This window comes from Rhodococcus koreensis, from assembly GCF_017068375.1.
Classification (GTDB): Bacteria; Actinomycetota; Actinomycetes; order Mycobacteriales; family Mycobacteriaceae; genus Rhodococcus_F; species Rhodococcus_F koreensis.
Map to the genome: position 1 here is coordinate 859,641 of NZ_CP070609.1, position 25,216 is coordinate 884,856.

The following is a 25,216-nucleotide window of genomic DNA, read 5'->3' on the forward strand; positions in this document are numbered from 1 at the left end:
ATTTTCGCATGAACGAGCTGGCTGATCGCTTCTTCGCCGCCGTCGGTGACGGCGACGAAACGACACTGACCGAGCTGTACGCACCGGACGCTCGGATTTGGCACAACGACGACGGACGCGAACAGACGGTCGCCGAGAACCTGACGGTGCTGCGCTGGCTCTCGCGCACTCTCGAGGACCTGCGCTACGAGGACATCCGCCGCCACGAGTTGCCGGAGGGCTTTGCCCAGCAGCACGTCCTGCGCGCCACACTGCCCGGCCACGGACCGCTGGAGGTGCCTGCGTGCCTGTTCGTCCGCGTCGACGACGGCCGGATCACCCGTATCGACGAATACGTCGACTCCGCCGCCACCCTGCCCCTGCGCGCGCAGGCCGGCCGGCGACGGGAGCGCTGACATGCCCGAAACCCGTTCCGCCGTCCCGCTCCCCGAACTGTGCGCGCGGATGCGCTCGTTCATCGACGACAGCGTCATCCCCGCCGAACCCATCCTGGTGAACGAGGACGGCCCAGCTCACGTGGCAATCGCCGAATTGCGTGCGAGGGCCATGAAACTCGGTTTGTGGGCGCTCGGCCATCCCGCCGAACTCGGCGGTGGCGGTGTCCCGTTCCTCGACTTCGTGCATCTCAACGAGATCATCGGACGCTCGGAGTTCGGCCAGTTGGCCGTCGGCTCGGTGTCCATGCAGGACACCCTGATGCTGCACAAACACGGCACTCCCGAGCAACGGCAGCGATGGATTCCCCCGCTGGTCTCCGGGGAATTCCTGCCGTCCGTCGGGTTGACCGAACCGGACGCGGCGGGATCCGATCCCACCCTCATCGAGACACGCGCCGACCTCGACGGCGACACCTGGATCATCAATGGACACAAATGGTTCACCACCGGAGTCCAGGACGCCGGCTACTGCTCGGTCTTCGCCCGGACCGAACCCGATACCGCCCCGAGGCACGAGCGAATCAGCGCGATCATCGTGCCGACCGACACCCCCGGATTCGAGATCGTCCGGTCGATCCCGACGATGGGGCACGACCCGAGTGATCACTACGAGGTCCGGCTCACCGATGTGCGTGTCCCCGCCGCCAATCTCCTCGGCGAACGCGGCAAGGGCTTCGCGGTGGCCCAGGACCGGCTCGGCCCCGGCCGCATATTCCATTGCATGCGGTGGCTCGGGCAGGCTCAGCGCGCATACGAGTTGATGTGTGCCCGCGCGAACACCCGCTACACCCACGGCTCGCTGCTCGCGGAGAAGGGCGAGGTGCACCGCTATATCGCCGAATCCGCCGCCCAGATCCACGCCGCCCGGCTCATGACTCTCGATGCCGCTCGCGCGATGGACGCCGGGGAGGACGCCCGCGTACGCATCGGGCTGGTGAAATTCTGGGGCGCCCGCATGCTCCACGACGTCGTGGACCGGGCCATCCAGATTCACGGGGCGCTCGGCCTGACCGCCGATACCCCACTCGAGCGGATGTACCGGCAGGCGCGGTACGCCCGCATCTACGACGGTCCCGACGAAGTGCACCGCATGTCGACCGCCCGCCGGTTGCTGCGCGATCCCGAGGCTGCCCCATGGCGATGACCGACGCTCCCGTAGCCCTCGCGGACGGCATCCGCGCCGTCCTGACCGCCGCCTACGGCATGGACGCCACGGTCGGGGAACCCCGGCAGCTGACCGGCGGCGCCAGCCGGCAGGTGTGGGCCGTCGACGCCGACGGCCCGGACGGGCAACCCCTGCCCGTCGTGCTGCGCCGCGACCCGCCCGGGCACGGCGACGCCGCCCGGATGCGCGCGGAGGTGGCGTGCCTGCGGGCCACCGCCGCCGCGGGGGTTCCGGTGCCCACCGTCCTCGCTTCCGGGGACACCGCGCCCGGCATCGACGCCCCGTACCTGATCATGAACAAGGTGGAGGGCGAATCGCTCCCCCGGAAACTGCAGCGGGACCCCGCCTTCGACGAGGTGCGCAGCCGTCTCGCCGAGGACATGGGTTTCGTCCTCGGCCTGATCCACCGCACTCCCCTGGACTCTCTCGCCGTGCTCGACACCACCGACCCGGTGGACGCGCTCGAGGCCACCTACCGCGACCTCGGCGAACCCCGGCCCGCGGTCGAGGTGGGTCTGCGATGGTTGCGTGACCACCGTCCACCGTCGCGACCGCAGGCTTTGGTACACGGCGACTTCCGGATCGGAAACCTTCTCGTCGACGGAACCGGCATCCGCGGAGTGCTCGATTGGGAACTCGCCCACCTCGGTAACCCCGTCGAGGACCTCGGCTGGCTGTGCGTGCGGGCGTGGCGGTTCGGCGCGGATGAGCCCGTCGCCGGAATCGGCGCCCGCGACCAGCTCCTGGACGGCTACGAGAAGGCCACCGGGACGAGGCCGTCGTTGCCCGAACTGCACTGGTGGGAAACGTTCGGAACCGTGAGATGGTTGGTGCTGAGCAGGTTTCAGGCCGAACGTCACCTCGGCGGGGCCGAGCGGTCCCTCGAACTGGCGGCCATCGGACGCCGGGTCTGCGAATCCGAATACGACCTGCTCGACGTCCTCGGACTGCTCGACGACGCCGCAACCGCTCCCCCGCCGGCGCCACCCGGGCGCACCGTGCACGACAGGCCCAGTGTCCCGGAGATCCTCGACCTCGTGGCCGGCACTTTGGCCGACGACCTCGGACCGGCCCTCGACGGAACGCACGAGCGGGAGCGGTATCTCCTGCGGATCTGCGTCAACCTGTTGCGCACCGCGGGGCGTGAACTCGATGCCGGGAACGGCGCCGATTCCCTGCTCGACGGCGCCCTCGGTGCGCTCGGATGCGCGTCCGAGGCCGAGCTTGCCGCACGGATTCGCGCGGGGGCTCTCGACTACCTCGACGACAGCGTGCTCCGGGCGATCTCGATCGCCGTTGTGGCCCGCCTGCGGGTGGCCAATCCCCGGCACATGAACGCATAGCTGCGAAAAGCGGGAAGTGCCCGGCGGATTCGTCCGCCGGGCACTTCCCGTTTCGAGCCCACCACAGATCGTCAGTGGGAGGCGACCAGCTCCCGCGGATCCTCGTCGACCGAAGACACAGCCCGCCTGTGTCGGCGAGCGCCGGGGATCTTGCTCACCAGCGGCCCCAGCACCCACCGGATCACACTGATCAGCCCGTACGGGATCACGAAGATGAAGACGATCAACGCCGCACCGTACGTGATGCCCGCCGCCGACTGATTGATCTCCGCTGTCCACTGCGGCACGTACTGCACGAAGAACGCCCCGAACACCACACCGGGGACGGTGCCGAGGCCACCGATGACGATCATGGTGATGAAGGCGATCGCCAACGGGAGCCCGAATGCCTCGGGGCCGACGTACTGGACCACGAAGCTGTAGAGCACGCCGCCGATGCCGGCGAAGGCCGCGCTGAGCGCGAACACCGTCGTCTTCGTGCGGGTGGCCGGGACGCCGAGCGTGGTGGCGACGGCCTCGTAGTCCCGGATCCCGATCAGTGATCGACCGATCCGGCCGGTGGAGAGTCGCCGGACCACGAAGAAGGCGATCAGCGCCACCACCAGGCACAGGTAGTACACCCACTGGTCGCGTTCGAGTCCGCTGAATGCCGGGGGTTCGGCGCCGGCGATGTTAATTCCCGCCTGGCCGTCGGTGACGTGCTCGAACCGTTTGATCACCGCCGGGGTGACCAGTGCCAGCCCTAGAGTGGCGAGCGCCAACTGAAGTCCGTGGAGGCGCAGGGCGGGCAGGCCGAACAGGTACCCGATCACGAAACAGACCGCGAACGCGACCGGAAGGAGCAGCAGGTACGGGACGTCGTGATTCTCGACCAGCACGGCACTGAGGTACGCACCGACGGCGAAGAAGAAGCCGTGGCCGAGAGAGATCTGACCGGTGTTGCCGGTCAGCAGGTTCAGTCCCAGCCCGACCACCACGTACACCAGCACCATGGATCGATCGAAGTTGACGTACGGCGCCGACACCAACGGCGCCACCGCCGTCACGAGGAGCACCACCGCAACCGTCGCTCTCGCCAGCCACCGTGGTGGATCGAGTTCGGCGCGGGGACGGCGAAGCAGTTCGACGATTCTCATACTCGGGCCACCTTCCGTGCACCGAACAGACCCTCGGGTTTGAGGAGCAACACACCGAGGATCAGGGCCAACGCCACGGCCTGTTTGAAGTCGTGGCCGATCCAGGAAATGTAGGTGCCGGCAAGGTTTTCCGCGACACCCACGCACAACCCGCCGACGAGTGCACCGACCGGGCTGTCGAGGCCGCCGAGGACGGCGGCGGCGAAGGCGTAGATCAGCGAGGCGACGAGCATGTTCGGTTGCAGGAACAGCTGCGGCGCCGCGAGGGAGGCGGCGAGGGCTCCGATGGTCGCGGCGAGACCCCAGCCGATCATGAGCATCCGGCCGACGGGCACGCCGATCAGCTGCGCCGAGTCCGGGTTGTCTGCCGCCGCCCGCATCGCCCGCCCGACCTTCGTCCGCTGGAACAGGACGAACAGCAGCGCCGCGACCACGACGACGGCGGCGACGATGACCAGCGACTGCTGGGAAACCGCAACCGGACCGAGCGTGAGTACCGGCCCGGACACGATCGCCGGGAACTCCTTGCTCTGCACGCCCCAGATCCAGCCGGCGGCGCTGTTGAGCACCAGCATCAGGCCGAGGGTGATGATGACCAGCGGCATGTGGTTCGGCGACGATGCCAGCGGCCGGATCAGTACCCGTTCGGTGGCGGCTCCGCCGACGAAGGCGACCGCCATCGCGCCGAGGACGGCGAGGTACAGCGGCACACCCCATGCGTGGAACTGCCAGGCGAAGAACGCCGAGAACATCGCCATCTCGCCCTGCGCGAAGTTGACGATTCCCGATGCGCGGTAGACCAGGACGATGCTCAGCGCGAACGCGCCGTACAGGGCGCCCCACATGAGCCCGTCCACCAATTGTTGGAGAAATACATCCATGACCACTCTCCTGTGCTCAGTAGCCGAGGTAGGCGCGTCGCACCGACTCGTCGTGCGCCAATCCGGCGGCGGGGCGTTGGGCGACGACTCGGCCCGCGTCGACGAGAACCGCGGACGTGCCGATCTCGAGGGCGAGGTGCGCGTTCTGTTCGACCACGAGGATCGTGGTCTCGGTCTCCTGGCTGATCCGGCCGAGCGCACGGAAAACCTCCTGCGTGATGCGCGGGGCCAGGCCGAGGGACGGTTCGTCGAGCAGCAGCAGACGCGGCCCGGCCACCAGCGCGCGGGCGATCGCGAGCATTTGCTGTTCACCGCCGCTGAGCCCGCCCGCCTGCTGGTTACGTCGCTCGCGTAGTCGCGGGAAGAAGTCGTACCAGTGCTCGACGGCCCGGTCGGTGATCGCCGCCGACGTCGTGAATCCCCCGACGCGAAGGTTCTCCTCCACCGTCAGGGTGCCGAAGGTGCCGCGGCCCTGCGGAACATGGGCCACACCGAGCCGGGCGATCCGGTCGGTGCGCATGCCGGTGATGTCGCGGCCGTCGAGCCTGATGCACCCGCTGGTGCGGACCATCTGGCAGATCGATCGGAGGATGGTGGTCTTGCCTGCGCCGTTCGCGCCGAGTACCACGGTCACCTCCCCTGCCGGTACCTGGAAGTCGATGCCGTGCAGCACTTCCGCACGGCCGTATCGGGCATGCAGGTTTTCCACGGTGAGCAGGTTCATGCCGCACCGCCCAGGTACGCCTCGATGACCTCGGGGTGAGCAGCGACCTCTGCCGGGTCGCCCTCGGTGACCTTCTGCCCGAAGTTCAGTACCACCACCCGGTCGGAGATCGACATCACCATGGCCATGTGATGCTCGACGAGCAGCACCGAGAATCCTCGCTCGTCGCGCAACCGGCGGACCGTCTCGGCGAGTTCGAGGACCTCCTCGTGGATCAGTCCGTTCGCCGGTTCGTCGAGCATCAGCAGGCGAGGTCGTTGCATCAGTGCCCGTGCGAGCTCGACCCGTTTCAGGGTGCCGTAGGGCAGGTTGCCTGCCGGTTCGCGGCCGACGTGCGCGAGATTCATCGACTCGAGCAGAGCCCAGGCCTCGTCCCGTTCGCCTGCCTCCTCCCTGCGGGTGCGCGGCAGTCCGAGAGCGGTGGCGAGGAAGCCCGCCCGGGTGCGCGAGTAGGCCCCGGTGAGGATGTTGTCGAGCACCGAGATCGTCGGGAACAAGCCGATGTTCTGGAAGGTGCGCGCGATCCCGGCGTCGGCGACCCCGTCCGCCGACAGCGCGAGCAGGTCGGTGCCGCCGAACGTGATCTGTCCCGAATCCGGTTCGTAGAGTCTGCTGATGCAGTTGAACAAGGTGGTCTTCCCGGCGCCGTTCGGGCCGATCAGCCCGACGATCTGTCCGGGCTCGATCGTGAACGACGGTCCGTCGAGGGCGACGACTCCTCCGAACCGCAACCGGACGTCGCTGACTTTCAGCGTGGGCACATCCGGTGGCCGGGCGGTCATCGTTCGGCGCTGCGCGTGACCACAGCGTCGTAGTGCCAGCTGCCGTCGCGGAACGTCATCGGCGCCATCGACGTGATTGCGTACGGGTAGTCCGCGCTCGTGTCGAACGTGACGCCGTCGATGGACAGGTCGGTGGTGACCGCGTGCAGATTCCGGACGGAATCGAGCAGATCGGCGCGGGTGCACCCCTTCATCTGTTCGAGTGCGGCCACCAGCAGCTGAGCGGTGTTGTAACCGGTGGCGGCGATGGTGTCGGAGGACTTGAACGCGCCGGCGTGCCGATCGGCGAAAGCACGCCATTCCTGCACGCCCGCCACCTGGTCGTGGTCGGTGCTGCTGACGTCGTAGATCCAGTAGAACGAATGCACGCCCTCGGCGGCGTCGAGGCCCGCCGGTGCGAGGACGAAGTTGGTGTCGGTCGCGCCGGAGTAGATGTACGTCTCGGGCTTCCAGCTCAACTCGTGGGCCTTCTTCAGAGACTGCGTCACGAAGCCGGCGGTGGCGAAGTTGACGAACACGTCGGCCCCGGAGTTCGCGAGGTTGACCACCTGCGAGTCCACGGACGGTGTGGTCTGTTCGTACGACTGCTCGGCAACGATCTGCGTGCCGCTGCCGTCGAGGGCGGACTGCAGGGCGTCGAGACTGCCGTTGCCCAGACTGTCGTTCGAGTACAACACTGCGACCTTGCCTTGCGGGTGATCGCGAAGGATCTGTTTCGCCCGCTCGGCGACCTCCCAGCCGGTCTGCGGGTTCACCGCGCCGGCGACCACGGGCCGTTCGTCGAGGGTGGCGAGCAGTTCGTCGGTGCCGGTCATGGGGAACACCAGCGGGACGTTCTTCTGGGCGAGGTAGTCGACGACGGCGAGGGTCGAGGCGGTGCCGATCAGGTTCTGGATCGCGAAGACGTGTTGCTGTTCGACCAGCGATCGGACGTTGCCGACCGTGCGCGCCGGGTCGTATCCGTCGTCGAGTGCGGTGTAGACGATCTTGCGGGACTTGCCATCACCCATCGCGACGCCGCCGGCGGCGTTGATCTCGTCGAACAGGGCGGACGCCGCGGTCGCCTGGGGTCCTGCGATCGACTGGACCAGGCTGGTGCCGAAGTGGATCTCGGTGTCGGTGATGCCGGGGTCGCAGCCGCCTGCGGCGGTCGCGGTGTCATCTCGGCCAGAACAGGCGGTGAGGGCCGCGGTGGCGCACAGGGCTGTCAGGCCCGCGGCGAGGATACGTTTCATGGTTACTCCGTTAGAGGGAAGGAACAGGGACGGAAGACGTTCCAGCGGGGTTGTTTTCGGCAGCGCGCAGCGGGCGGCGACGAGAATCGTCGCCGCCCTGCGCGGTGAGAGGGACTAGACCGTGGTGTGGGAGAAGCGTTCGCGCAGATCGCGTTTGAGGATCTTCCCGGTGACGTTCCGGGGCAGGGTGTCGACGAACTCAACCCGGCGGGGCACCTGGAATCCGCCGAGCTGTTCCCGGCAGGCGGTGATGATGTCGTCCGCGGTGGCGGTGGCGCCGTCGCGGAGAACGACGACCGCACAGACCAGTTCGCCCCAGGTGTCGTCCTCGACGCCGATCGCCGCGGCCTCGGCGACCGCAGGGTGACGGTAGAGGGCCTGTTCGACGGACAGAGAGGCGACATTCTCGCCGCCACTGATGATCAGGTCCTTCTTCCGGTCGACGATGTAGACGAAGCCCTCGTCGTCGCGTCGGACCAGGTCACCGGTGTGGAACCAGCCGTCGGTGAACGCGGCCGCCGTCGCGTCCGGATCGCGCCAGTAGCCGGTCATCACCTGGTCGCCGCGGACCACCATCTCCCCCACCTGACCGGTGGGCACGTCGCGCATGGCGTCGTCGACGATGCGGATGTCGACCAGGCGCATGGGTTTTCCTGCGGCAGCAAGTAATCCGCTCTCACTACCGGCAGCGCGCCGATGCGCGTCGTGGTCGAGGTGGAGCACGTTGCCAGCGAGTTCCGTCATTCCCATGCCCTGATAGAAGTCGCAGCGGAGACGTTCGAGTCCTTGCCGCAGCACCTGCGCCGGGATCGCCGACGATCCGTACCCGATCGCTTGCAGGGTGCTGAGATCGTGGTCGGCAAGGGCCGGATCCTGGAGCAGGAAGTTGATCATCGTGGGTGCCAGCCCGGTCTGAGTGACCTGCCATTGCTCGACGAGACGCAGGAACGTCGCATTGTCGTAGGCGCGGACGATGCCGACGGTGCTCCCCATCAGGTGGTTGAGCAACGTCACGTACCCGCCGACATGGCACAGCGGGAAACAGAACAAGAAGACCGTGTCCTCCGGCAGAGCCCACTGCAGCGCCGAGGACGTGATCCCGCTGACCAGGTTGCGGTGGCTGATCATCACACCCTTCGGTGTCCCGGTCGTGCCGGACGTGTAGACCAGCCATGCGATGTCGTCCGGTGCCGGCCGAACCGTCGGCGCCTGCGCGGGTCCGGCACCGACGAACTCGTCCCAGCCGACGGTTCCCGGGGTGGCCCCGATCGAGACGACCGTGTGCACCGACGGGATAGAACCGCGAATCTGGTCGACGGCGCCGGCGAACTCTTCGGCCACGATCAGCACGGTGGCACCGGAATGCTGGATCAACGCGGCGATCTGGTCGGGATGCAGACGGAAGTTGAGGATGGTCAGGGCCATCCCGGCCATCGGCACACCGTAGTAGCAGTCGAAGTATTCGGTGCAGTTGGTGGACAGGATCGCGACCCGGTCCCCCGGCGCGGCAACACCGAGCAGTGCGCCGGCGAGCCGTCGGCTGCGATCACGCAGCTCAGCATAGGTCACTGCCTCGTCCTCGAATCGCAGCGCGATCCGATCGGGATGCTTGCGCGCGCCGTACTCGACGATGTCGCTGACCAGCATTCAGTTTCTCCTTGGTCGGGAAGAGGTGGTGGTGGACTCGGCGCTCACCGGATCGCGAGCGGGTTGATCGGCGACCCGACCCCGCGGGTGAACTGGAGAGGCGGTCCGGCATAGAAGAAGTCGTACAGGCCGTCGGCAGCGCAGGCGGCGGACAGCTCCTCGAAGTCGAGCAACTCGGCAAGGGTCATGCCCATGTCGCGGATCAGCACCATGTGAAGCTCGAACAACGCCCCCGGATTCTCGCCGGGCATCACCTCGACCGCCCAGTTGTCCGAGCCCACCACCGCGACGTCGCGCTCCCGCAGCCACGTGGCGCACGACAGACTCAAACCCGGCTCACCGGCCATGAATCCTGCCGGATCGTGGTCGGCGAGAAACTTTGCTCGCCAACCGGTGCGGATCAGCACGATGTCGCCCGGACCGACCTCGACGTTCTGTGCGGCGGCGACGGCGTCGAGTTCGTCCGGAGTGATCGCCGTCCCGGCCTCGAGCCACTCCACACCGCGCGCCCTGGCGACGTCGAGCAGCACGCCGCGACCGGCGATCCCCTTCGCCTGAGTGTGAATCCCGCACTTGTCGGCACCCTTGACGGTGACCCCCGTACCGGGATGACCGTTGTAGAGCTGATCGTCGTAGTGCACATGGGACAGGGAGTCGTACTGCGAGCCCGCCTGCAGCGGCATGAAGACGTAGTCGTCGGCCCATTTGAAGCCGCCGGGGAGCACCTGCTCCTGCCCGTTCTCGGCCATCAGCCTGATCGGGTTGATCCGATTGCCTCCCGGCTGGGGCCCGTCCCCGTCGAGTGGGATGCCCAATTCGAATATCGTGCCGGTCCGAATCAGCGCAGCGGCAGCCGCCACACGCTCGGGAGTGATGAGGTTCGTGGTTCCACGCTCGTCGTCGGCACCCCAGCGCCCCCAGTTGCTCAACCGCCGGCCCAGTTCTCGCATGTCGGATATGGACGTGGTCATCCTGCCTCCTCGGGCAATCGAACAAAGTATGACGTGACAGTCATGTCAACTTCGTGAATTGTGACCCCCGGCACCCCCGGTGTCAATACCGGACATGCGCGAGCTCGGAAGAGGCGCCCCACAGCCTGCGTCAACCCTTGTCAGGAGTTCCGCCGAGGGTCTTGACTGGAACGTGGGTCTCGATCGCTCACGATGACAGACAGGAATGATGCAGATGCCAACCCATCAGGCAGTTCACGTCCAGGCCCCCGGCGAGCCGCTGACACTCGTCGACGTCGAAACGGAATCGCCACCGCGCGACCACGTTCGCATAGCCGTCTCCGCGTGCGGCGTGTGCGGCACCGACCACGCGTTCGTCAGCGGCGCGTTCCCCGAGATGTCGTGGCCGTTGACACTGGGTCACGAAATCGCCGGAACCATAGCCGAACTCGGTGCCGGCGTCGACAACTATGCCGTTGGCGACCGCGTCGGGGTGGGCTGGTTCGGCGGGCACTGCAACCAGTGCATTCCGTGCCGCAAGGGCACCTTCATCTATTGCGAGAAATTGCAGGTGCCGAGCTGGCAGTACCCCGGCGGATACGCGGAGTCCGTGACGGTTCCCGCCAACGCGCTCGCCCGGATTCCGAGCGAACTGTCCTTCACCGAGGCCGCACCCCTGGGCTGCGCCGGGGTCACGACGTTCGACGCGCTGCGGAAGACACGAGCAGTTCCGGGCGACCGCGTCGCCATCCTGGGCATCGGCGGGCTCGGCCACCTCGGGGTGCAGTTCGCCCGGGCGATGGGCTTCGAGACGATTGCCATCGCTCGTGGCGCCGACAAAGCCGACGACGCTCGCCAGCTGGGCGCCCATCACTACATCGACTCCACCGCCGGCGACGTCAGCGAAGCATTACGTGCACTCGGTGGCGTGTCGGTGGTTCTGGGTACCGCGGCGAATTCGAAGGCGATGGGTGCCGTGGTCGGCGGGCTGCTTCCGCTCGGTGAGCTCACCGTCGTCGGTGTCACGCCCGACCCACTGCCGATCAGTCCCCTGCAGCTGATCACTCCCGGCGTCAACGTCACCGGCCACCCCTCCGGCACCGCCCGCGACGTCGAGGAGACGATGCAATTCGCGGTCCTGTCCGGCGTGCGCGCCCGGATCGAGGAGCGGCCCCTGAGCGAAGCCGCGGAGACCTACGCCGCGATGGAGGAAGGGCGGGCACGCTATCGCATGGTCCTCACCATGTGACCGTTCTCGGGCTGATCGACCGGCTTCAGCGGAGTTCGTTGCCGCCCCGCCGCTCGACGCCCCAGGTGACGGAAGGTCCGTGAAGCTTCTCGTACGCCGCCTTTTCGGCGTCATGACGGGACGCCTTCTTCGGGTTCTCCAGATCGGGCGGCAGCCCGTGCCTCTCGAGGCGTCGAGATCGGTTCTGCGCCATATACGACACCGCATAGAACACGGCGAGTAGCACTCCGAGCAGGACCATGGAGGCTCGCAGCCCGAGCGGACCCGGGAACAGAAAGAACGCGGCGAAGACCGGAACGAACGGGACCATGCTGCGAACGAGGTGCCGGGGAACGGCCCAGTCACCGACCAGGTCGTTGCGGACCCAGTCCTGCATGGAGTCGGGAAGTGTGCGGCCCACCGCGTAGCCCAGCCACTGCAGGGGGCCGGGCCGGGTTCGTTGCGTCTTTCGCGACATGACAACAACCTGTTCATGTTGTGCTGGAATCGAATTCGACATGTTTTCCCTCATTGATCGAGCGCGCCCGCTCTGAGCGCAGCCTGATTGACGCGGGTGAGAACGTCGTGAAGTTCCTCGAGTTCGGCCAGGCTGACACCGAGCTTTTCGATCACGGCGGGCGGAATCTTCACTGCTTCCGCCCGCAGCGCAGCACCGGCTTCGGTCAGCTCGACATCCAATTGCCGCTCATCGGCCCGGCTGCGGGTGCGCGTGATCAGTCCAGACGCCTCGAGGCGCTTGAGGAGCGGCGAGAGGGTGGGTGAATCGAGTTGCAGCGCGGTCCCGATCTCCTTGACCGCCATCGGGGCCTTTCCCCAGAGAGCGAGCATCACCAGATACTGCGGATGAGTCAGCCCCATCGGTTCGAGCAAGGGGCGGTAGACGGCGAGCACCGCCCGGTTCGCGATCGCGAGTGCGAAACACACCTGCCGGTCAAGAGCAAGTAGATCGTCGCCGGCCTCACTCTGCTGCACGTCTGCGGTCATGCGACCAGGCTACCAGATTAATTCGTGCAATAACTAATATTGCACGAATCAATCTGGAGGCGCTCGACGATCGTCAAGGCAGACGCGCAACGAGGGTATCGAGGCCGGTTCGCGGGCCGGAGAAAAAGGGCGTTTCCAGCCGAACGTGCCGGCGCGCGTCGGTGGCGCGAAGGTCTCGCATCATGTCGACTATCCGGCTCGGGTCCGGAGCCTCGAAGGCGAGGATCCACTCGTAGTCGCTCAATCCGAAGGAACTCACGGTGTTGGCACGCACATCCGGGTAGGCACGAGCCGCTCGGCCGTGCTCGGCGAGCTGCCGTCGCCGTTCGACGTCCGGCAGCAGATACCACTCGAGCGATCGGTTGAACGGGTACACGCACACGAACTGCCCCGGCTCCTCATCGGCCACGTATGCAGCGATATGGCTGCGATTGAATTCGGCCGGCCGGTGGAGCGCGGCCGCACTCCAGACCGTGGTACACGCTCGCCCGAGTCGGCAGCGCCGAAAGCCCGAGTAGGCCGCCTGCAACCCTTCGACGGTGTCGGCATGCGTCCAGATCATGAAGTCGGCGTCTGCACGCAGTCCTGCGACGTCGCAAATTCCGCGGAGCACGACACCGGACTCGGCGACTCCCTCGAAGTAGGCACGTGCATCCTCCACGACCTCGGCGCGCACACCGGGAAGCACGCCGGGGACCACCTGGAACACGGTGAACATCATGAACCGCACGCGTTGATTGAGTTCGACGAAGCGAGAGCCGATCAAGGCAGGTCACCTCTCGACCGGGACGCCGACCAACGAGCCGTACTCCACCCAGGAGCCGTCGTAGTTCCGGACCTCGGGGTAGCCGAGCAGTTCGTGGAGCACGAACCAACTGTGCGCGGATCGCTCGCCGATTCGGCAATAGACGATGATGTCCTTCGTGTCGTCGAGACCGGCATCGGCATACAGGGCGCGGAGTTCGCCCTCGCCGAGGAAGGTGCCGTCGTCAGCGGCAGCCTTGGACCACGGCACGTTGACAGCGGTCGGGACGTGCCCCGGAACCTGGGGTTGTTCCTGCGGGAACTGCGCCGGAGCGAGGATCTTGCCGGAGAATTCATCGGGCGACCGGACGTCGACGATGCTCTTCGTTCCTATCTGCTCGATCACCTCGTCGCGGTGCGCGCGGATACCCGACACGGGCTCGGACGCCACGTAGTCGGTAGCCGGTCGGGCGACAGTATCGCTCGACAACGGCCGGCCGTCGAGCTCCCACTTCTTGCGTCCGCCGTCGAGCAGCCGGACGTCGCGGTGACCGTAGAGCTTGAAGTACCAGTACGCGTAGGCCGCGAACCAATTGTTGTTCCCGCCGTACAGGATCACCGTGTCGCCGTTGGCGATTCCCCGCTCGGACAGGAGTTTCTCGAACGATCGCCGGTCGATGAAGTCGCGGCGTACGGGATCTTGAAGGTCGCGTTTCCAGTCGATGCGGACGGCACCGTCGATGTGGTTCTTCTCGTACTGGGTGGTGTCCTCATCCACCTCGACGAGGACGACGTCGGGGTCCTTCCCGTGTTCGACGACCCAGTCTGCGTCGACCAGAAAATTGCTTCTGCTCATGGTTCATCCTTCACTTCGCGAAAAATCGAGGCGTGCACATATTATTAATGCACGATCTATTCGCCTACGCTACAGTTTGGCCCACACAGTTTCGACAGGAGCACCGGATGACGACACCGACGACCCGTCCTGCCCGAGCGAAGCCCCAGCGCCCAGAGGGGCAATGGGCACAGGGCGATCGCGAGCCACTCAACGTGAACGAGAAAGTCAAGCAGGATGATGACGGCCTCAACGTGCGCAAACGGATCGAAGAGGTGTACTGCCGCACCGGTGTCGCCGGCATCGACCCCACCGATCGTCGAAGCCGGTTCCGCTGGTGGGGGCTCTACACCCAGCGCGCACCCGGCATCGACGGCGGCCGAACCGCCACGTTGCCACCGGAAGAGCTCGAGGACGAGCACTTCATGCTCCGCATCCGCATCGATGGAGGAGCACTGACCACCGAACAGCTGCGCGTCGTCGGCGAAGTCTCCCGGCAGTTCGCCCGCGACACCGCGGACCTCACCGACCGCCAGAACATTCAGCTGCACTGGATCAGGGTCGAGGACCTACCCGACATCTGGCGGAGGCTCGAGGGGGTAGGCCTCACCACAGCCGAATCCGCAGGTGACACCCCGCGCGTGGTCCTCGGCTCGCCGATGGCAGGCATCGCCGTCGACGAGGTCCTCGACGCCACGCCCGCACTGCGCGAGATCACCCGCAGATTGATCGCGAACCCCGAATACTCCAACCTGCCGCGCAAGTTCAAGACCGCCATCTCCGGACTCCAGGACGTCGTCCACGAAATCAACGATGTCGCATTCATCGGCGTCGAACACCCGGAACACGTTCCAGGACTGGATGTCTGGGTAGGCGGCGGCCTGTCGACCAATCCTCGCATCGGCGAACGATTGGGCGCATGGGTTCCGCTCGAGGACGTGCCCGACGTGTGGATCGGCATCGTCTCCCTCTTCCGTGACCACGGTTATCGACGCCTGCGGGCGAAGGCACGCCTGAAGTTCCTGGTCGCGGACTGGGGTGTCGAGAAGTTCCGCGACGTGCTCGAGAAGGAGTACCTCGGACACCCGATGATCGATGGTCCCGCGCCCGAGCCGCTCGACGAACCACGCGACCACGTCGGAATCCAGCGGCAGAAAAACGGTCTCAACGCCGTGGGAATCGCACCTGTCGTCGGCAGAGTCGGAGGCACCATGCTCATCGACCTGGCGAGCGTTGCCGAGTCCTCCGGATCCCGACGGGTCCGCATCACCCCGATGCAGAAGCTGGTCGTCCTCGACGTGCCCGACGAACAGATCGACCCACTCCAATCCAGTCTCCACAGTCTCGGATTCCCGTCGCGTCCGTCACCCTGGCGACGGAGCACCATGGCATGCACCGGCATCGAATTCTGCAAATTCGGGATCGTCGAGACCAAGGCGCGGGCCGCCACCGTCATCTCCGAGATCGAGGACCGACTCGCCGACGTCCAGGATCGACTCGAGCACCCGATCACGTTGCACCTCAACGGGTGCCCCAACTCGTGCGCACGCATTCAGGTCGCCGACATCGGCCTCAAGGGCATGATCGTGACCAACGCCGACTCCGAACAGGTCGAGGGATTCCAGGTTCATCTCGGCGGCAGCCTCGGCCTGGACACGAGCTTCGGGCGCAAACTGCGCGGCCACAAACTACCCGCCACAGACGTGGCCGACTACGTCGAACGCATAGTTCGACGCTATCTGGCCGACCGTGCTCGCTCCGAGAAGTTCGCGAACTGGGTCCACCGCGCCACCGACGCCGACCTCACATGATCCGACACCGCCCCGGCATCCTCGAGATCGACAGCTACGTTCCCGGCGACTCCGGATCGTCCATGAGACCAGCAGCGCGGCTCGCTTCGAACGAGTCGCCCTTCCCGCCGGACGACAGGGTGGCGGCGGCGATCCGCGCGAGCATCACCCGGGCCAATCGGTACCCGGACTTCGACAGCAGGGAACTGACCGAGGCCCTCGCCAGTCGGTGGCACCTGTCCCCCGATCAGGTGAGCGTCGACAGCGGATCCAGCAGTCTCCTGCGCAACATCGTCACGGCATGCGCCGGCCCGGGAACTGAAATCGTCTACGGATGGCCTTCGTTCTCGAGCTACGAGCACACCACGCTGCTTGCGGGAGCGACACCGATTCGCGTCGCGCTCACGCCCGACCACCGCCTCGATCTCGCTCGCATCCTCGCCGCAATCAACGACCGCACTCGGGTGGTACTTCTATGCCTGCCGAACAACCCGACCGGCACCACTGTCGACCACACCGCGCTCGAGGCCTTCATGGAGGCGGTACCCGAAGACCTGCTGATCGTCCTCGACGAGTGCTATCGCGAGTTCGTCACCGATCCCGACGCTGCGAGCGGCCCCAGACTCCTCGGACGATTCCCGAACGTCGTCGTGCTCGCGTCGCTGTCGAAGTCCGCGGGATTGGCGGGACTGCGGATCGGTTATGCCCTGTCGTCCCCCGATGTCGGCTCCTTGCTGCGCGCCGTACGCATCCCCTTCTCCGTCTCCACGGTGGCTCAGGCGGCAGCCCTCGCGTGTCTCGAACCCGCGGTGACGGCTGCCCTCGAATCTCGCATCACTGCAACGGTGTCCGAGAGGAGGCGTGTATACGACACTCTGACAGGTGCGGGGATCGAGGTAGTCCCCAGCCAGGCGAACTTCCTGTTCCTTCCCCACCATCACGCCGCACCGGAGAAGGTACGACTCCTGGCGCAGCTCGGTGCACTTGTCCGGCTGGCGGGACCCCGGGAAATCAGAATCTCGATAGGCAACAGGAGGGAGAACGATCACCTACTCTCGTGCATCGACCCCCTGACCGTAGGGATACGGAAGTCGCCACCCTTCGAAGCCCACCTCACATGATCGGCTCGTCACGCCATCTCGGGGACGTGCAGATGAGCGATCGCCAATTCGAACTCCCCCACCTCGAGGAGCCGAGCGCCGGACTCGCACATTTCCGACGTTCCGACATTCTCGGCCACTTCACCGGTACCACCGCCCGCAGGCGGGGCCTTGTCGAAGGTCATCGACGACACCACACGACCGGCGGCCGGATCGACGAGCAGACTCGCGCTGCAGAATCCCTCGAGGTCGTGCATGGCGGGCAGCGAGGACATCTTGTACACGTCGATCACACGGTCCAGGTGCCCCGGCTCGACCTCGAGCCACGCGACCCGCACCCAGGCGCCTTGATGTGAGCGGTGGTCACGGTGCAGGGCCGCGATGTCCCACCGCGACACGGTCGCGGTGGCGTGGAAAACCTCGGCCATGCGGTCACGCAGCTGTCGAACAGGTGCTTCGCTCGCGCGCAGAGCCTCGTCGTCCGTCCAGGAGCTCGTGGCGATGCACCGGCCGGAGCCTCGATCGACCAGCAAGGACATTCCGGCGGACCCTGCGATGTCGGCGAGCGCGGGCATCACGGTGTCGCGCACGTGCTTGATCCCCTCGTCGATGAACGACGGGTGCGCATCAAAGGTGGAAGAGCGTGCATACACGATGGCATCCTTCTCCTCGGGCGGCGCCCCGCGGCGCCGACGGCCAATCCCCATCTCCCACACTCCTCCCCCTACGCGGGCGAGACAATGATCGACAGCGAAAGAAGAATCTCGGACGCCTACTCGTGCCGCGTGGAGGGCTCGCCCTCGGCGTATACGGAGGGCTCGCCCTCGGCGTACATGGAGGGTTCACCCTCGGCGAGCGCGGTCGCGTGGTCGATGACCACACGCTTCCACCACGAATCGAGCGGGCTCGGGTCCGGCCATACGACCGCGTCGGGGGTGAGCGACGACGTGGTTTCGCGCAGGTGGCCCGATTCCGTTCCGCTGATCTCGTCGGGATCGGCCTGAATGCCGCCCACCGCCCCCTGTTGCGTCAACTTGCCTGAGCGTGTCGGCGGGGAGGGAGCTGGGCGACCAACTGCTCCCACTCGTCGAATCGGGCGGTGTCGGTCCTGCGCGGCCGGGAGGAGGGGCCGGCTGCCAGCTCGACCAGGCTCCGGGCGGCGCCGAGGACGGTCAGGTGATGGCGTCGTGCGACGTCGAGAAGTTCGTCGAACGCCTGGGCGTCAGAGCAGCCGCGGCCTGCAATCAGAATGCCCTTCGCCGTGCCGAGCAGTTCTCGGCCATCGGGGCGCCTGCGCGGAACCAGGCGCGTCGGGCTGGGGACTGGAGTGAGGGATGGTTCGGTGCTGTCCTCGATCATTCCGCAGTACTCCTTCGCTCTCGTGCATCTGCCGCCGGTGTGCCGGCGATCCCGTCCGGACGCAAAATGTGAGTCACGTCACTGTCGATGCACGATCAGTTGTAGCGGACCGAGCCGCACCTGTCATCTAGACACATGTCCAGCTCCACGGCTGTTTGCCCTGGTGACGCGGCACGCGGCGCGATTCCCGGCTAACATCGCGATACCAACTTGTGACCTGTACCACACAGTAGCGTTATCTCGAGGCGAGATTGCACCGGCTTGGACACCATGCCGACCCACGATCACGACACGGTCACGCGACCGGGGACGGCGTTAACGGACGCCATCAGATAGTGGCCACCAACAGGTCCTCGCCGCTCGACGGCCGCAGGCCGTCGGTGCGGTCGGCGAAGTAGCGTTCGGCGAGCGAGGCCCCCGACACGTGCCGGGGGCTGTCGAAGCCGGAGTCGCGGGCCAGTGCCAGCATCTCCTGCGGGGTGTAGAAGCTGACGAACGGCGTTCCGGACGCCCGCGCGCCGTTCTCGGACACCTGGAGTCCGGCGCGATCGGCGACGTCGACGAGATCGGTGGGCAGCAGGAACGTCATCGCCAGCGTCGAACCGGGAGCGAGACCGGCGAGCTGGCGCAGGGTGGCGGCGGTGGCTCCTTTCGTGAGGTACATGGTGACGCCGGTGGAGACGACGACCGCGGGCCTGCCAGGATCGAAGCCCGCCGCGACAAGCCGCTCCGACCACGACTCGTTCGCCTCGAAATCCACCGGCACCATCCGAAGCCATTCCGGGACACCGAAACCCACGTCGGTCAGCCGTTGCCGCTTCCACGCCTGAGGGCTCGGCTGGTCGACCTCGAAGACCCGCATGCGGGCGGCGATCTCCGTCCTGCGCTGGGCAAACGTGTCCAGGCCCGCCCCCAGGACGACGTACTGGACGACGCCGCGGCCTGCCTGCTCGGCGACCAGATCCTCGATGAAGCGAGCACGGGCGACGATGGCCGCCCGAAACCCGCTGGTGCCGGTCGGATCCATGTCCGGGCGATCCCGCCAGCCCTCGTCCGGGGCCGCCAGCTGCAGGCCGATCTCGTCGACGAAAACGTGCGGCGGCGGGTCGACCAGCACGTGCATCGCCCGCCACAGGGCGACTCGAACCGCCGTGCTGTCCGGTGTCCCGGCCTGCTCGTCTGCCGTCGCCATGACGTTCTCACTCCTTCGCCGTCCGTTCTGATCCGGGGCGCACGGCCCGATCTCCGTCGTAAGGCCCAGAAACAGACAAACCTTCACCCGAAATGGCGTCCATCCCTCGAACCATTGTTCAGATCAAAATGGACGGTTGTCAAATTTCAATATGTGAGAAAATTCCGGTTTGGTGAAACGCCCCGAGATCGCGAACGCGATAAATGAAGTAAGCGGCGATCGACGATCCCGTGGATTTTCATCACCAACAGAGGAGTGAATTCTGATGGGTTCTGCAGGAATCGACTTCAACGTCGCATTCGAGGCGTTCCTGAAGTGGCTCAGCCTCACGTTCGGCGGCGGAATCGGACTCGGCTGACCAGCGGAGAGATCCGACACGCGATGGCCAGGCTCACCTGGGGCCAGCCTGGCCATCACTCTGATCTGTACGTATGAATACCTCGGCGGCGGAACACGCCGTCGAAGAACTCGGGCGGAATAATCCGAAATGCACCATTACTGCGCATCGGAAAATTCGACCGTGACGGTTAGCGACTTCGAGCGCGATCGCTGGGTATTCCGGCGCCACCAAAAGCTGTCTGTTCTTTTCATTTCTCCGCGAAAGGGGACCTCGCCCGTGGCGTGACGCTAGCGGGCCCTCCCCCGGACCTACACCGCCGACGGTGCGAAGTGCCGGCCGAGATATGCGGCGGTGGCGGAGTCGGCCGTCTCCGCGACAATCGCCGGCTGACCCGAGGCGATGATGCGGCCGCCGTTGTCTCCGCCGCCGGGCCCGAGATCGATCATCCAGTCCGCTGAGGCGATCACCGACATGTCGTGTTCGACCAGGACGACGCTGTTCTCCGCCGCGACGAGACGGCGCAGCACCACCATGAGTCGGTCCACATCGGCGGGGTGTAATCCGGTCGTGGGTTCGTCGAGCACGTAGAGCGTGTGCCCGGATCGGACGCGCTGCAGTTCGCTGGCCAGCTTGACGCGTTGCGCCTCCCCACCCGACAGCGTAGTGGCGGATTGGCCGAGCCGCAGATATCCGAGACCCACCTCTACCAGCATGTCGAGGCTCTTCTTGGCGGCCGGGACATGGTTCAGGAAGTCCCGGGCGTCGTCGACGGTCATCGCGAGGACGTCGGCGATCGATCGGCCGTCGACCAGGATCTCGAGAGTCTCGGAGTTGTAGCGTGCGCCGGCGCAGGCCGGGCACGGCGCGGAGGCCTCGGGGAGAAACAGCATGCCGATGGTGATCGCGCCGGCACCCTCGCACTCGTCGCATCGGCCACCGGTGACGTTGAACGAGAAACGGCCGGGACTGTATCCGCGTTCGCGGGCGGTGGGGTGTGCAGCGAAGAGTTTCCGGATCACGTCGAACAGTCCGGTGTAGGTCGCGAGATTCGAGCGCGGCGTCCGCCCGATCGGGGTCTGGTCCACACGCACCAGCCGGTCGATGTGTCCGAGCCCGTGGGACGACACCACGGTCGGTTCGGCGATGTCCCGGCCGTCGGCCAGGACAGCCGTGGAGTCGTCGGCGTCGTCGCCCACGGTGTCGGGGCCGGGTTCGTCGTCGACGCCGAGGTGCCGGCCGACGACGTCCGTGAGCACACGGCTGACGAGTGTGGATTTGCCGGAGCCGGACACGCCGGTGACCGCGGTGAGCACCCCGAGCGGGATCCGCACACTCAGATCCTGCAGATTGTGCATCGTGATGCCGGAGAGTTCGATCCACCTGCTCGGCTGTGCGGGCTCGGGGCAACTCTCCAGTGGTTCGAAAAGGTATCGGCGGGTGACGGATTCGGGAATCTTCGCGAGACCGTCCACCGTGCCGCTGTAGAGGACCCTCCCACCGTGCTCCCCGGCATCGGGGCCGACGTCGACGATCCAGTCCGCCGCCCGGACGACGTCGAGGTTGTGTTCGATGACGAAGACGGAGTTGCCTGCGGCGCGAAGCCGCCGCACGGCGGCGACCAGCGCCTCGGTGTCGGCGGGGTGCAGGCCCGCGGACGGCTCGTCCAGGACGTACAGCACGCCGAACAGGCCCGACTGCAGCTGGGTGGCCAACCGAAGGCGCTGAAGCTCTCCCGGCGACAGGGTGGTGGTCGATCGGCCGAGACTCAGGTATCCCAGCCCGAGCTCGGACAACCCTCGGAGGCGTCCGAGTAGGTTGTCCACCAACGCCTCCGATGCTCGAACGGTGGCGTCGTCTGCGGAGGCATCGTGTGAGGGGACCGCGGTTTCGAGAACCGTGGCCAGCTCGGCCAGTGGCAGTTCGGTCGCGTCGGCGATGTCGAGGCCGGCGAACCGCACCGCCAGTGCCTCGGGTCGCAGCCGCTTGCCGTCGCATGCGCCGCAGGGGCGGGAGACCAGATATCGCGACACCTTCGCCCGCTGGGTTGCGCTCTTCGTCGTCGCGAAGGTGTGCAAGACGTAGGTGCGGGCGCTCGAGAACGTTCCCTGGTAGTCGCGCACCATCTTGCCCGGGTCGCGGATCGGTGACACCGTGACGGTGGGCTGCTCATCGGTGGTGAGGATCCACTCACGTTGATCTGCAGGGAGTTCCGACCATGGGCGGTCCACATCGATGCCGAGGGTGTCGAGGATGTCGCGGTAGTTCTTCCCCAGCCAGGCGCCGGGCCAGGCGGCGACGGCGCCGTCGCGGATACTGCGGTTCGGGTCCGGCACCAGGGCGTCGACGTCGACGTCGTGGGTGCGTCCGAGTCCGTGGCAGGTCGGGCATCCTCCTTCCGGTGTGTTGGGCGAGAAGGCGTTCGAGTCGAGGATGGGGGCGTCCGGCGGGTAGGTGCCGGCCCGGGAGAACAGCATGCGCAGCACGTTGGAGATGTGGGTGAGGGTGCCGACCGACGATCTGGCGGAGGTGTGACCGCGGGCCTGCTGCAACGCGACCGCGGGTGGAAGCCCCGTGATGTCCCCCACCCTGGGTGCTCCGACCTGATCCATCAATCGGCGCGCGTACGGGGTGACGGACTCGAGAAAGCGTCGTTGCGCTTCGGCGTAGATGGTACCGAAGGCCAACGACGACTTGCCCGATCCCGACACCCCCGTGAACGCGACGATGCAGTCCCGGGGAATGAACACATCGACGTGGGCGAGGTTGTGTTCGCTGGCATCGACCACTTCGATGCCGGCGAATTCCCGGGCGGGTGGTAGTGCGGCCGGCGGTCCGGGATCGAAGGTCGGCACAACTGCTCCAGGTGTCGGTTCGTGCTCGGACAGGTCGGGCCCCAGTCTTCCTCGAGGGATGGAACCGCAGTCCCGGTGGTGCGTCCGGTCAGACGATGTTCGTCTCGCCTGCGCCGATGCCGGTCTTCGCGAAGCGGCGCAGAGCAAACGAACTGATGTCGTAACCGGGCTCCCTGCTGTGGTAGAGGTCGCGCACGATCTCACCGGTCGCCGGTCCCATCAGGAAGCCGTGGCCGGAGTAACCGGTGGCGATGAGCAGGCCTTCCACCTCGGTGGATCGGTCGATGATCTGGTTGCGGTCGGGAGTGACCTCGTAGAGTCCGGCCCAGCCGGTGCTGATGCCGTAGTCCAGAACGGCAGGCACCCGGGTCTCGGCGATCGCGCCGAGACCCATCAACCAGTCCTCGAGTTCGAACCTGAGGTTGAATCCCTCGGGCTCGTTCGGGTCGGACCAGCCGAGCAACAGGCCCTTGCCTTCGGGATGGAAGTAGAAGTTCGAGGGAAAGTCGATGGTCAGCGACGGCGAGAACTCGGGCAACTCGGACAGCGGCTCGGTGAACGCGATCTGACGGCGGACGGGGACCACGGGGATGTTCACCCCGACCATGGTGCCGATCTCCGCCGACCACGCCCCGGCGGCGCAGACCACGGTGCTCGTCGTGATACGTCCGTGTTCGGTGACGACGGCGGTGATGGTGCCGCCCGTGCTCTCGATGTCGGTGACCGCGCAGTGCCGGATGATGCGGGCGCCGCGGCGACGGGCGGCCGCGGCGTACCCCATCACCACCGATTCCGGTGTCGCCTTGCCGTCCTGGGGGGACCAGGAGGCAGCGAGGAGTCCGTCGGTACTGATGAGCGGCGAGATCTTCTTCGCCTCGTCGGGAGTGATCATCCGGCTCGGAACACCGTGCCGGTTCTGCAGCGCCACGCTTTCGGTGAAGATGTCGACGTTGGTCTGGTCCGAGAGAAGGTAGAGGTAGCCGTCGCGGCTGAAGTCGATCTCCTGACCGTAGTCCTGGGCGAACCGCGAATACACCTCGAGGCCGCGCAGACCGATCGCGATGTTGGCCTCGTTGCTGAACGACGCACGGACGCCGCCTGCGGCCTTACAGGTCGAGCCACAGGCCAACTCGTCCTTTTCCAGGAGGACGACATCGGAGACCCCGGATTCGGCGAGGTGGAACGCGATACTGGCGCCGATGACGCCACCACCGATCACGACGACGGATGCCTGCTCGGGGAGTTCCTTGCTCATGTCGCTTCTTCTTTCCTGAAGAGTGATTATGTTATGCCGAACCGTCTTCTAGAGCGCTGCGTTCCGCGGAGCCCGTCCACGCAACACCATGGCTTCGCGCACGCGGTCCTGGGCGGTGCTGCGCGCCACCTCGTGGGTGGTACGACCCTGAGCCTTCGACGCATCGAGGGTGTCGATGGTGCTGGCGCGCAGCTTGTTCGAGATGTTGGCGAACACCGCGGCGGGTTCCGGACGGATACCGGAGTAGCGCGCGTCCATGGCCACCGCTGCGGCCACCACGCCGCCGGCGTTGGCGATGAAGTCCGGGACGACGGTCACGCCGCGGCCGTGCAGCACCGACTGCGCCTCGGGGCTGCTCGGCAGGTTCGCGCCTTCGACGACGATCCTGGCGGGCAACGTCCGGGCGAGATCGGCGTCGATGACGTCCTGCAATGCTGCCGGGATCAGGACGTCCGCCGTCACCGAGAGTTCTTCCCCGGCGGCGAGCGGCTTGGCGTCGGAGTACTCGTCGACCAGTCCGTCACCGTATCGTTCGCGCAGGTCGAGCAGGGTGGCGACGTCGAGGCCGTCCGGGTTGTGGATGCCACCTCGCGACGTCGAGACCGCGACGACGGTCGCGCCCAGTTCGGCAAGGCGTTTCGCGCTCGCCGCGCCGACCGCTCCGAAGCCCTGGATGGATACGCTCAGCGAACCGGTGGACAGGCCGATCGCCTGCGCGGCGGCGTCGGCCGACTCCGCGACTCCGTGGCCGGTGACGCCGAGTTGGTCGTACGGGAGTCCGCCGAGCGCGTGTGGGGTGCCGACGGCGCCGCCCCGGCCACCGACCTCGTCGAGCATGATCGCGGCGTCCTTCTCGGTCAGTCCGACGTCGAGCCCGAAGACGTATTCCTCGGGGACCTCGTTGCGCAGGGCTCGCACGAACGCCCGCAGGACCGCTTCCTTCGACTCGGCGTTCGGGTCGGCCCAGATCCCGGCCTTGGCGCCGCCGTAGAAGAGGTCGACCCCGGCCCATTTCCAGGTCATGTTCCGGGCCAGCCGGGCGACCTCGCCGACACTGACGGTGGTGGACATGCGGGTGCCGCCCTTGCCCATTCCGCGGGCGGTGTTGTCGATGACCAGAACGCCGCGCATGCCGGTGCGTGCGTCGGAGACACACACGACCTTCTCCGGGCCCCATTCGTCGATCAATTCGAACATCGTCGTTGCTCCTCGTGCG

24 protein-coding genes are annotated in these 25,216 nt (G+C 66.6%); 6 read left to right on the forward strand and 18 right to left on the reverse strand.

The annotated features are described in order from the left end of the window. Nucleotides 1–8: 8 nt before the first annotated feature. From JWS14_RS03865 to JWS14_RS03875, 3 genes are read left to right on the forward strand one after another with little or no spacing between them, the layout of a single operon-like run. Nucleotides 9–395, forward strand: coding sequence for a nuclear transport factor 2 family protein (locus tag JWS14_RS03865; protein WP_095863800.1), 387 nt, complete (start codon nt 9–11; stop codon nt 393–395). A gap of 1 nt (nt 396) precedes the next feature. Beyond that, entirely contained in the window at nt 397–1,581 is a 1,185-nt protein-coding gene (locus JWS14_RS03870) for an acyl-CoA dehydrogenase family protein (RefSeq protein WP_206012549.1), read from the forward strand. After that, nucleotides 1,572–2,945, forward strand: coding sequence for a phosphotransferase family protein (locus tag JWS14_RS03875; protein ID WP_338051132.1), 1,374 nt, complete (start codon nt 1,572–1,574; stop codon nt 2,943–2,945). The genes JWS14_RS03870 and JWS14_RS03875 overlap by 10 nt, the downstream gene beginning before the upstream one ends. Nucleotides 2,946–3,016: 71 nt before the next feature. On the opposite strand, the gene JWS14_RS03880 is transcribed toward JWS14_RS03875, so the two are convergent. From JWS14_RS03880 to JWS14_RS03910, 7 genes are all read right to left on the reverse strand, one after another. Next, entirely contained in the window at nt 3,017–4,081 is a 1,065-nt protein-coding gene (locus tag JWS14_RS03880; RefSeq protein WP_095863798.1) for a branched-chain amino acid ABC transporter permease, read from the reverse strand. After that, nucleotides 4,078–4,962, reverse strand: a complete 885-nt coding sequence (locus JWS14_RS03885) for a branched-chain amino acid ABC transporter permease (protein ID WP_206012550.1) — start codon at nt 4,960–4,962, stop codon at nt 4,078–4,080. Before JWS14_RS03885 ends, JWS14_RS03880 begins: the two co-directional genes overlap by 4 nt. 16 nt (nt 4,963–4,978) lie before the next feature. Further along, nucleotides 4,979–5,686: an ABC transporter ATP-binding protein gene (locus JWS14_RS03890; RefSeq protein WP_072941411.1), complete on the reverse strand. Its 708-nt coding sequence runs from the start codon at nt 5,684–5,686 to the stop codon at nt 4,979–4,981. Continuing rightward, on the reverse strand, nt 5,683–6,468 hold the full coding sequence (locus JWS14_RS03895) for an ABC transporter ATP-binding protein (protein WP_206012551.1): 786 nt from the start codon (nt 6,466–6,468) through the stop codon (nt 5,683–5,685). Before JWS14_RS03895 ends, JWS14_RS03890 begins: the two co-directional genes overlap by 4 nt. Further along, nucleotides 6,465–7,703, reverse strand: a complete 1,239-nt coding sequence (locus tag JWS14_RS03900) for an ABC transporter substrate-binding protein (protein WP_206012552.1) — start codon at nt 7,701–7,703, stop codon at nt 6,465–6,467. The genes JWS14_RS03895 and JWS14_RS03900 overlap by 4 nt, the downstream gene beginning before the upstream one ends. Nucleotides 7,704–7,817: 114 nt before the next feature. After that, nucleotides 7,818–9,350 (reverse strand): long-chain-fatty-acid--CoA ligase, encoded by a 1,533-nt coding sequence (locus tag JWS14_RS03905; RefSeq protein WP_206012553.1) that lies wholly within the window; start codon nt 9,348–9,350, stop codon nt 7,818–7,820. Nucleotides 9,351–9,394: 44 nt separating this feature from the next. Continuing rightward, nucleotides 9,395–10,321: a cyclase family protein gene (locus JWS14_RS03910; RefSeq protein ID WP_206012554.1), complete on the reverse strand. Its 927-nt coding sequence runs from the start codon at nt 10,319–10,321 to the stop codon at nt 9,395–9,397. A gap of 214 nt (nt 10,322–10,535) precedes the next feature. Here JWS14_RS03910 and JWS14_RS03915 point away from each other — a divergent pair, with 214 nt between their 5' ends. After that, complete coding sequence (locus tag JWS14_RS03915; RefSeq protein WP_206012555.1) at nt 10,536–11,549, forward strand: alcohol dehydrogenase catalytic domain-containing protein; 1,014 nt, start codon at nt 10,536–10,538, stop codon at nt 11,547–11,549. A 25-nt stretch (nt 11,550–11,574) separates the two neighbouring features. On the opposite strand, the gene JWS14_RS03920 is transcribed toward JWS14_RS03915, so the two are convergent. From JWS14_RS03920 to JWS14_RS03935, 4 genes are all read right to left on the reverse strand, one after another. Continuing rightward, nucleotides 11,575–12,006, reverse strand: a complete 432-nt coding sequence (locus JWS14_RS03920; RefSeq protein ID WP_095863792.1) for a DUF5313 family protein — start codon at nt 12,004–12,006, stop codon at nt 11,575–11,577. A gap of 50 nt (nt 12,007–12,056) precedes the next feature. Further along, nucleotides 12,057–12,533 carry a MarR family winged helix-turn-helix transcriptional regulator gene (locus JWS14_RS03925; protein WP_072941543.1) on the reverse strand — a complete coding sequence of 159 codons (477 nt, stop codon included), beginning with the start codon at nt 12,531–12,533 and terminating at the stop codon, nt 12,057–12,059. Between the two features lie 73 nt (nt 12,534–12,606). Further along, nucleotides 12,607–13,254, reverse strand: a complete 648-nt coding sequence (hemQ, locus tag JWS14_RS03930; RefSeq protein ID WP_206015914.1) for a hydrogen peroxide-dependent heme synthase — start codon at nt 13,252–13,254, stop codon at nt 12,607–12,609. Between the two features lie 51 nt (nt 13,255–13,305). Then, nucleotides 13,306–14,133 (reverse strand): sulfurtransferase, encoded by an 828-nt coding sequence (locus tag JWS14_RS03935; RefSeq protein ID WP_072941546.1) that lies wholly within the window; start codon nt 14,131–14,133, stop codon nt 13,306–13,308. Between the two features lie 107 nt (nt 14,134–14,240). Here JWS14_RS03935 and JWS14_RS03940 point away from each other — a divergent pair, with 107 nt between their 5' ends. Together JWS14_RS03940 and JWS14_RS03945 are read left to right on the forward strand one after the other, a co-directional pair. After that, a complete protein-coding gene (locus tag JWS14_RS03940; protein ID WP_206012556.1) occupies nt 14,241–15,923 on the forward strand; it encodes a nitrite/sulfite reductase in 1,683 nt (560 codons plus the stop codon). Further along, complete coding sequence (locus JWS14_RS03945) at nt 15,920–17,023, forward strand: aminotransferase class I/II-fold pyridoxal phosphate-dependent enzyme (RefSeq protein WP_206012557.1); 1,104 nt, start codon at nt 15,920–15,922, stop codon at nt 17,021–17,023. Before JWS14_RS03940 ends, JWS14_RS03945 begins: the two co-directional genes overlap by 4 nt. A gap of 8 nt (nt 17,024–17,031) precedes the next feature. On the opposite strand, the gene JWS14_RS03950 is transcribed toward JWS14_RS03945, so the two are convergent. The 7 genes from JWS14_RS03950 to JWS14_RS03980 form a co-directional block, all read right to left on the reverse strand. Beyond that, complete coding sequence (locus tag JWS14_RS03950) at nt 17,032–17,709, reverse strand: hypothetical protein (RefSeq protein WP_095863788.1); 678 nt, start codon at nt 17,707–17,709, stop codon at nt 17,032–17,034. A 65-nt stretch (nt 17,710–17,774) separates the two neighbouring features. Then, nucleotides 17,775–18,035 (reverse strand): hypothetical protein, encoded by a 261-nt coding sequence (locus JWS14_RS03955; protein ID WP_143548923.1) that lies wholly within the window; start codon nt 18,033–18,035, stop codon nt 17,775–17,777. Further along, nucleotides 18,032–18,361 (reverse strand): ANTAR domain-containing protein, encoded by a 330-nt coding sequence (locus tag JWS14_RS03960; protein WP_095863786.1) that lies wholly within the window; start codon nt 18,359–18,361, stop codon nt 18,032–18,034. Before JWS14_RS03960 ends, JWS14_RS03955 begins: the two co-directional genes overlap by 4 nt. 328 nt (nt 18,362–18,689) lie before the next feature. After that, nucleotides 18,690–19,553, reverse strand: coding sequence for a class I SAM-dependent methyltransferase (locus JWS14_RS03965; protein ID WP_072941558.1), 864 nt, complete (start codon nt 19,551–19,553; stop codon nt 18,690–18,692). Between the two features lie 648 nt (nt 19,554–20,201). Continuing rightward, complete coding sequence (locus tag JWS14_RS03970; protein ID WP_206012558.1) at nt 20,202–22,745, reverse strand: excinuclease ABC subunit UvrA; 2,544 nt, start codon at nt 22,743–22,745, stop codon at nt 20,202–20,204. A gap of 88 nt (nt 22,746–22,833) precedes the next feature. Beyond that, a complete protein-coding gene (locus tag JWS14_RS03975; RefSeq protein WP_095863784.1) occupies nt 22,834–24,000 on the reverse strand; it encodes an NAD(P)/FAD-dependent oxidoreductase in 1,167 nt (388 codons plus the stop codon). A 48-nt stretch (nt 24,001–24,048) separates the two neighbouring features. Beyond that, complete coding sequence (locus JWS14_RS03980; RefSeq protein ID WP_206012559.1) at nt 24,049–25,197, reverse strand: Glu/Leu/Phe/Val family dehydrogenase; 1,149 nt, start codon at nt 25,195–25,197, stop codon at nt 24,049–24,051. Between the last annotated feature and the right edge of the window lie 19 nt (nt 25,198–25,216).

What these genes read in the sequence shown, in the direction of transcription:
- JWS14_RS03865 (WP_095863800.1), top strand. Translation starts at nt 9, where the DNA reads ATGAACGAGCTGGCTGATCGCTTCTTCGCCGCCGTCGGTGACGGCGAC.
- JWS14_RS03870 (WP_206012549.1), top strand. Translation starts at nt 397, where the DNA reads ATGCCCGAAACCCGTTCCGCCGTCCCGCTCCCCGAACTGTGCGCGCGG.
- JWS14_RS03875 (WP_338051132.1), top strand. Translation starts at nt 1,572, where the DNA reads ATGGCGATGACCGACGCTCCCGTAGCCCTCGCGGACGGCATCCGCGCC.
- JWS14_RS03880 (WP_095863798.1), bottom strand. Translation starts at nt 4,081, where the DNA reads ATGAGAATCGTCGAACTGCTTCGCCGTCCCCGCGCCGAACTCGATCCA.
- JWS14_RS03885 (WP_206012550.1), bottom strand. Translation starts at nt 4,962, where the DNA reads ATGGATGTATTTCTCCAACAATTGGTGGACGGGCTCATGTGGGGCGCC.
- JWS14_RS03890 (WP_072941411.1), bottom strand. Translation starts at nt 5,686, where the DNA reads ATGAACCTGCTCACCGTGGAAAACCTGCATGCCCGATACGGCCGTGCG.
- JWS14_RS03895 (WP_206012551.1), bottom strand. Translation starts at nt 6,468, where the DNA reads ATGACCGCCCGGCCACCGGATGTGCCCACGCTGAAAGTCAGCGACGTC.
- JWS14_RS03900 (WP_206012552.1), bottom strand. Translation starts at nt 7,703, where the DNA reads ATGAAACGTATCCTCGCCGCGGGCCTGACAGCCCTGTGCGCCACCGCG.
- JWS14_RS03905 (WP_206012553.1), bottom strand. Translation starts at nt 9,350, where the DNA reads ATGCTGGTCAGCGACATCGTCGAGTACGGCGCGCGCAAGCATCCCGAT.
- JWS14_RS03910 (WP_206012554.1), bottom strand. Translation starts at nt 10,321, where the DNA reads ATGACCACGTCCATATCCGACATGCGAGAACTGGGCCGGCGGTTGAGC.
- JWS14_RS03915 (WP_206012555.1), top strand. Translation starts at nt 10,536, where the DNA reads ATGCCAACCCATCAGGCAGTTCACGTCCAGGCCCCCGGCGAGCCGCTG.
- JWS14_RS03920 (WP_095863792.1), bottom strand. Translation starts at nt 12,006, where the DNA reads ATGTCGCGAAAGACGCAACGAACCCGGCCCGGCCCCCTGCAGTGGCTG.
- JWS14_RS03925 (WP_072941543.1), bottom strand. Translation starts at nt 12,533, where the DNA reads ATGACCGCAGACGTGCAGCAGAGTGAGGCCGGCGACGATCTACTTGCT.
- hemQ (WP_206015914.1), bottom strand. Translation starts at nt 13,254, where the DNA reads ATGATGTTCACCGTGTTCCAGGTGGTCCCCGGCGTGCTTCCCGGTGTG.
- JWS14_RS03935 (WP_072941546.1), bottom strand. Translation starts at nt 14,133, where the DNA reads ATGAGCAGAAGCAATTTTCTGGTCGACGCAGACTGGGTCGTCGAACAC.
- JWS14_RS03940 (WP_206012556.1), top strand. Translation starts at nt 14,241, where the DNA reads ATGACGACACCGACGACCCGTCCTGCCCGAGCGAAGCCCCAGCGCCCA.
- JWS14_RS03945 (WP_206012557.1), top strand. Translation starts at nt 15,920, where the DNA reads ATGATCCGACACCGCCCCGGCATCCTCGAGATCGACAGCTACGTTCCC.
- JWS14_RS03950 (WP_095863788.1), bottom strand. Translation starts at nt 17,709, where the DNA reads ATGGGGATTGGCCGTCGGCGCCGCGGGGCGCCGCCCGAGGAGAAGGAT.
- JWS14_RS03960 (WP_095863786.1), bottom strand. Translation starts at nt 18,361, where the DNA reads ATGATCGAGGACAGCACCGAACCATCCCTCACTCCAGTCCCCAGCCCG.
- JWS14_RS03965 (WP_072941558.1), bottom strand. Translation starts at nt 19,553, where the DNA reads ATGGCGACGGCAGACGAGCAGGCCGGGACACCGGACAGCACGGCGGTT.
- JWS14_RS03975 (WP_095863784.1), bottom strand. Translation starts at nt 24,000, where the DNA reads ATGAGCAAGGAACTCCCCGAGCAGGCATCCGTCGTCGTGATCGGTGGT.
- JWS14_RS03980 (WP_206012559.1), bottom strand. Translation starts at nt 25,197, where the DNA reads ATGTTCGAATTGATCGACGAATGGGGCCCGGAGAAGGTCGTGTGTGTC.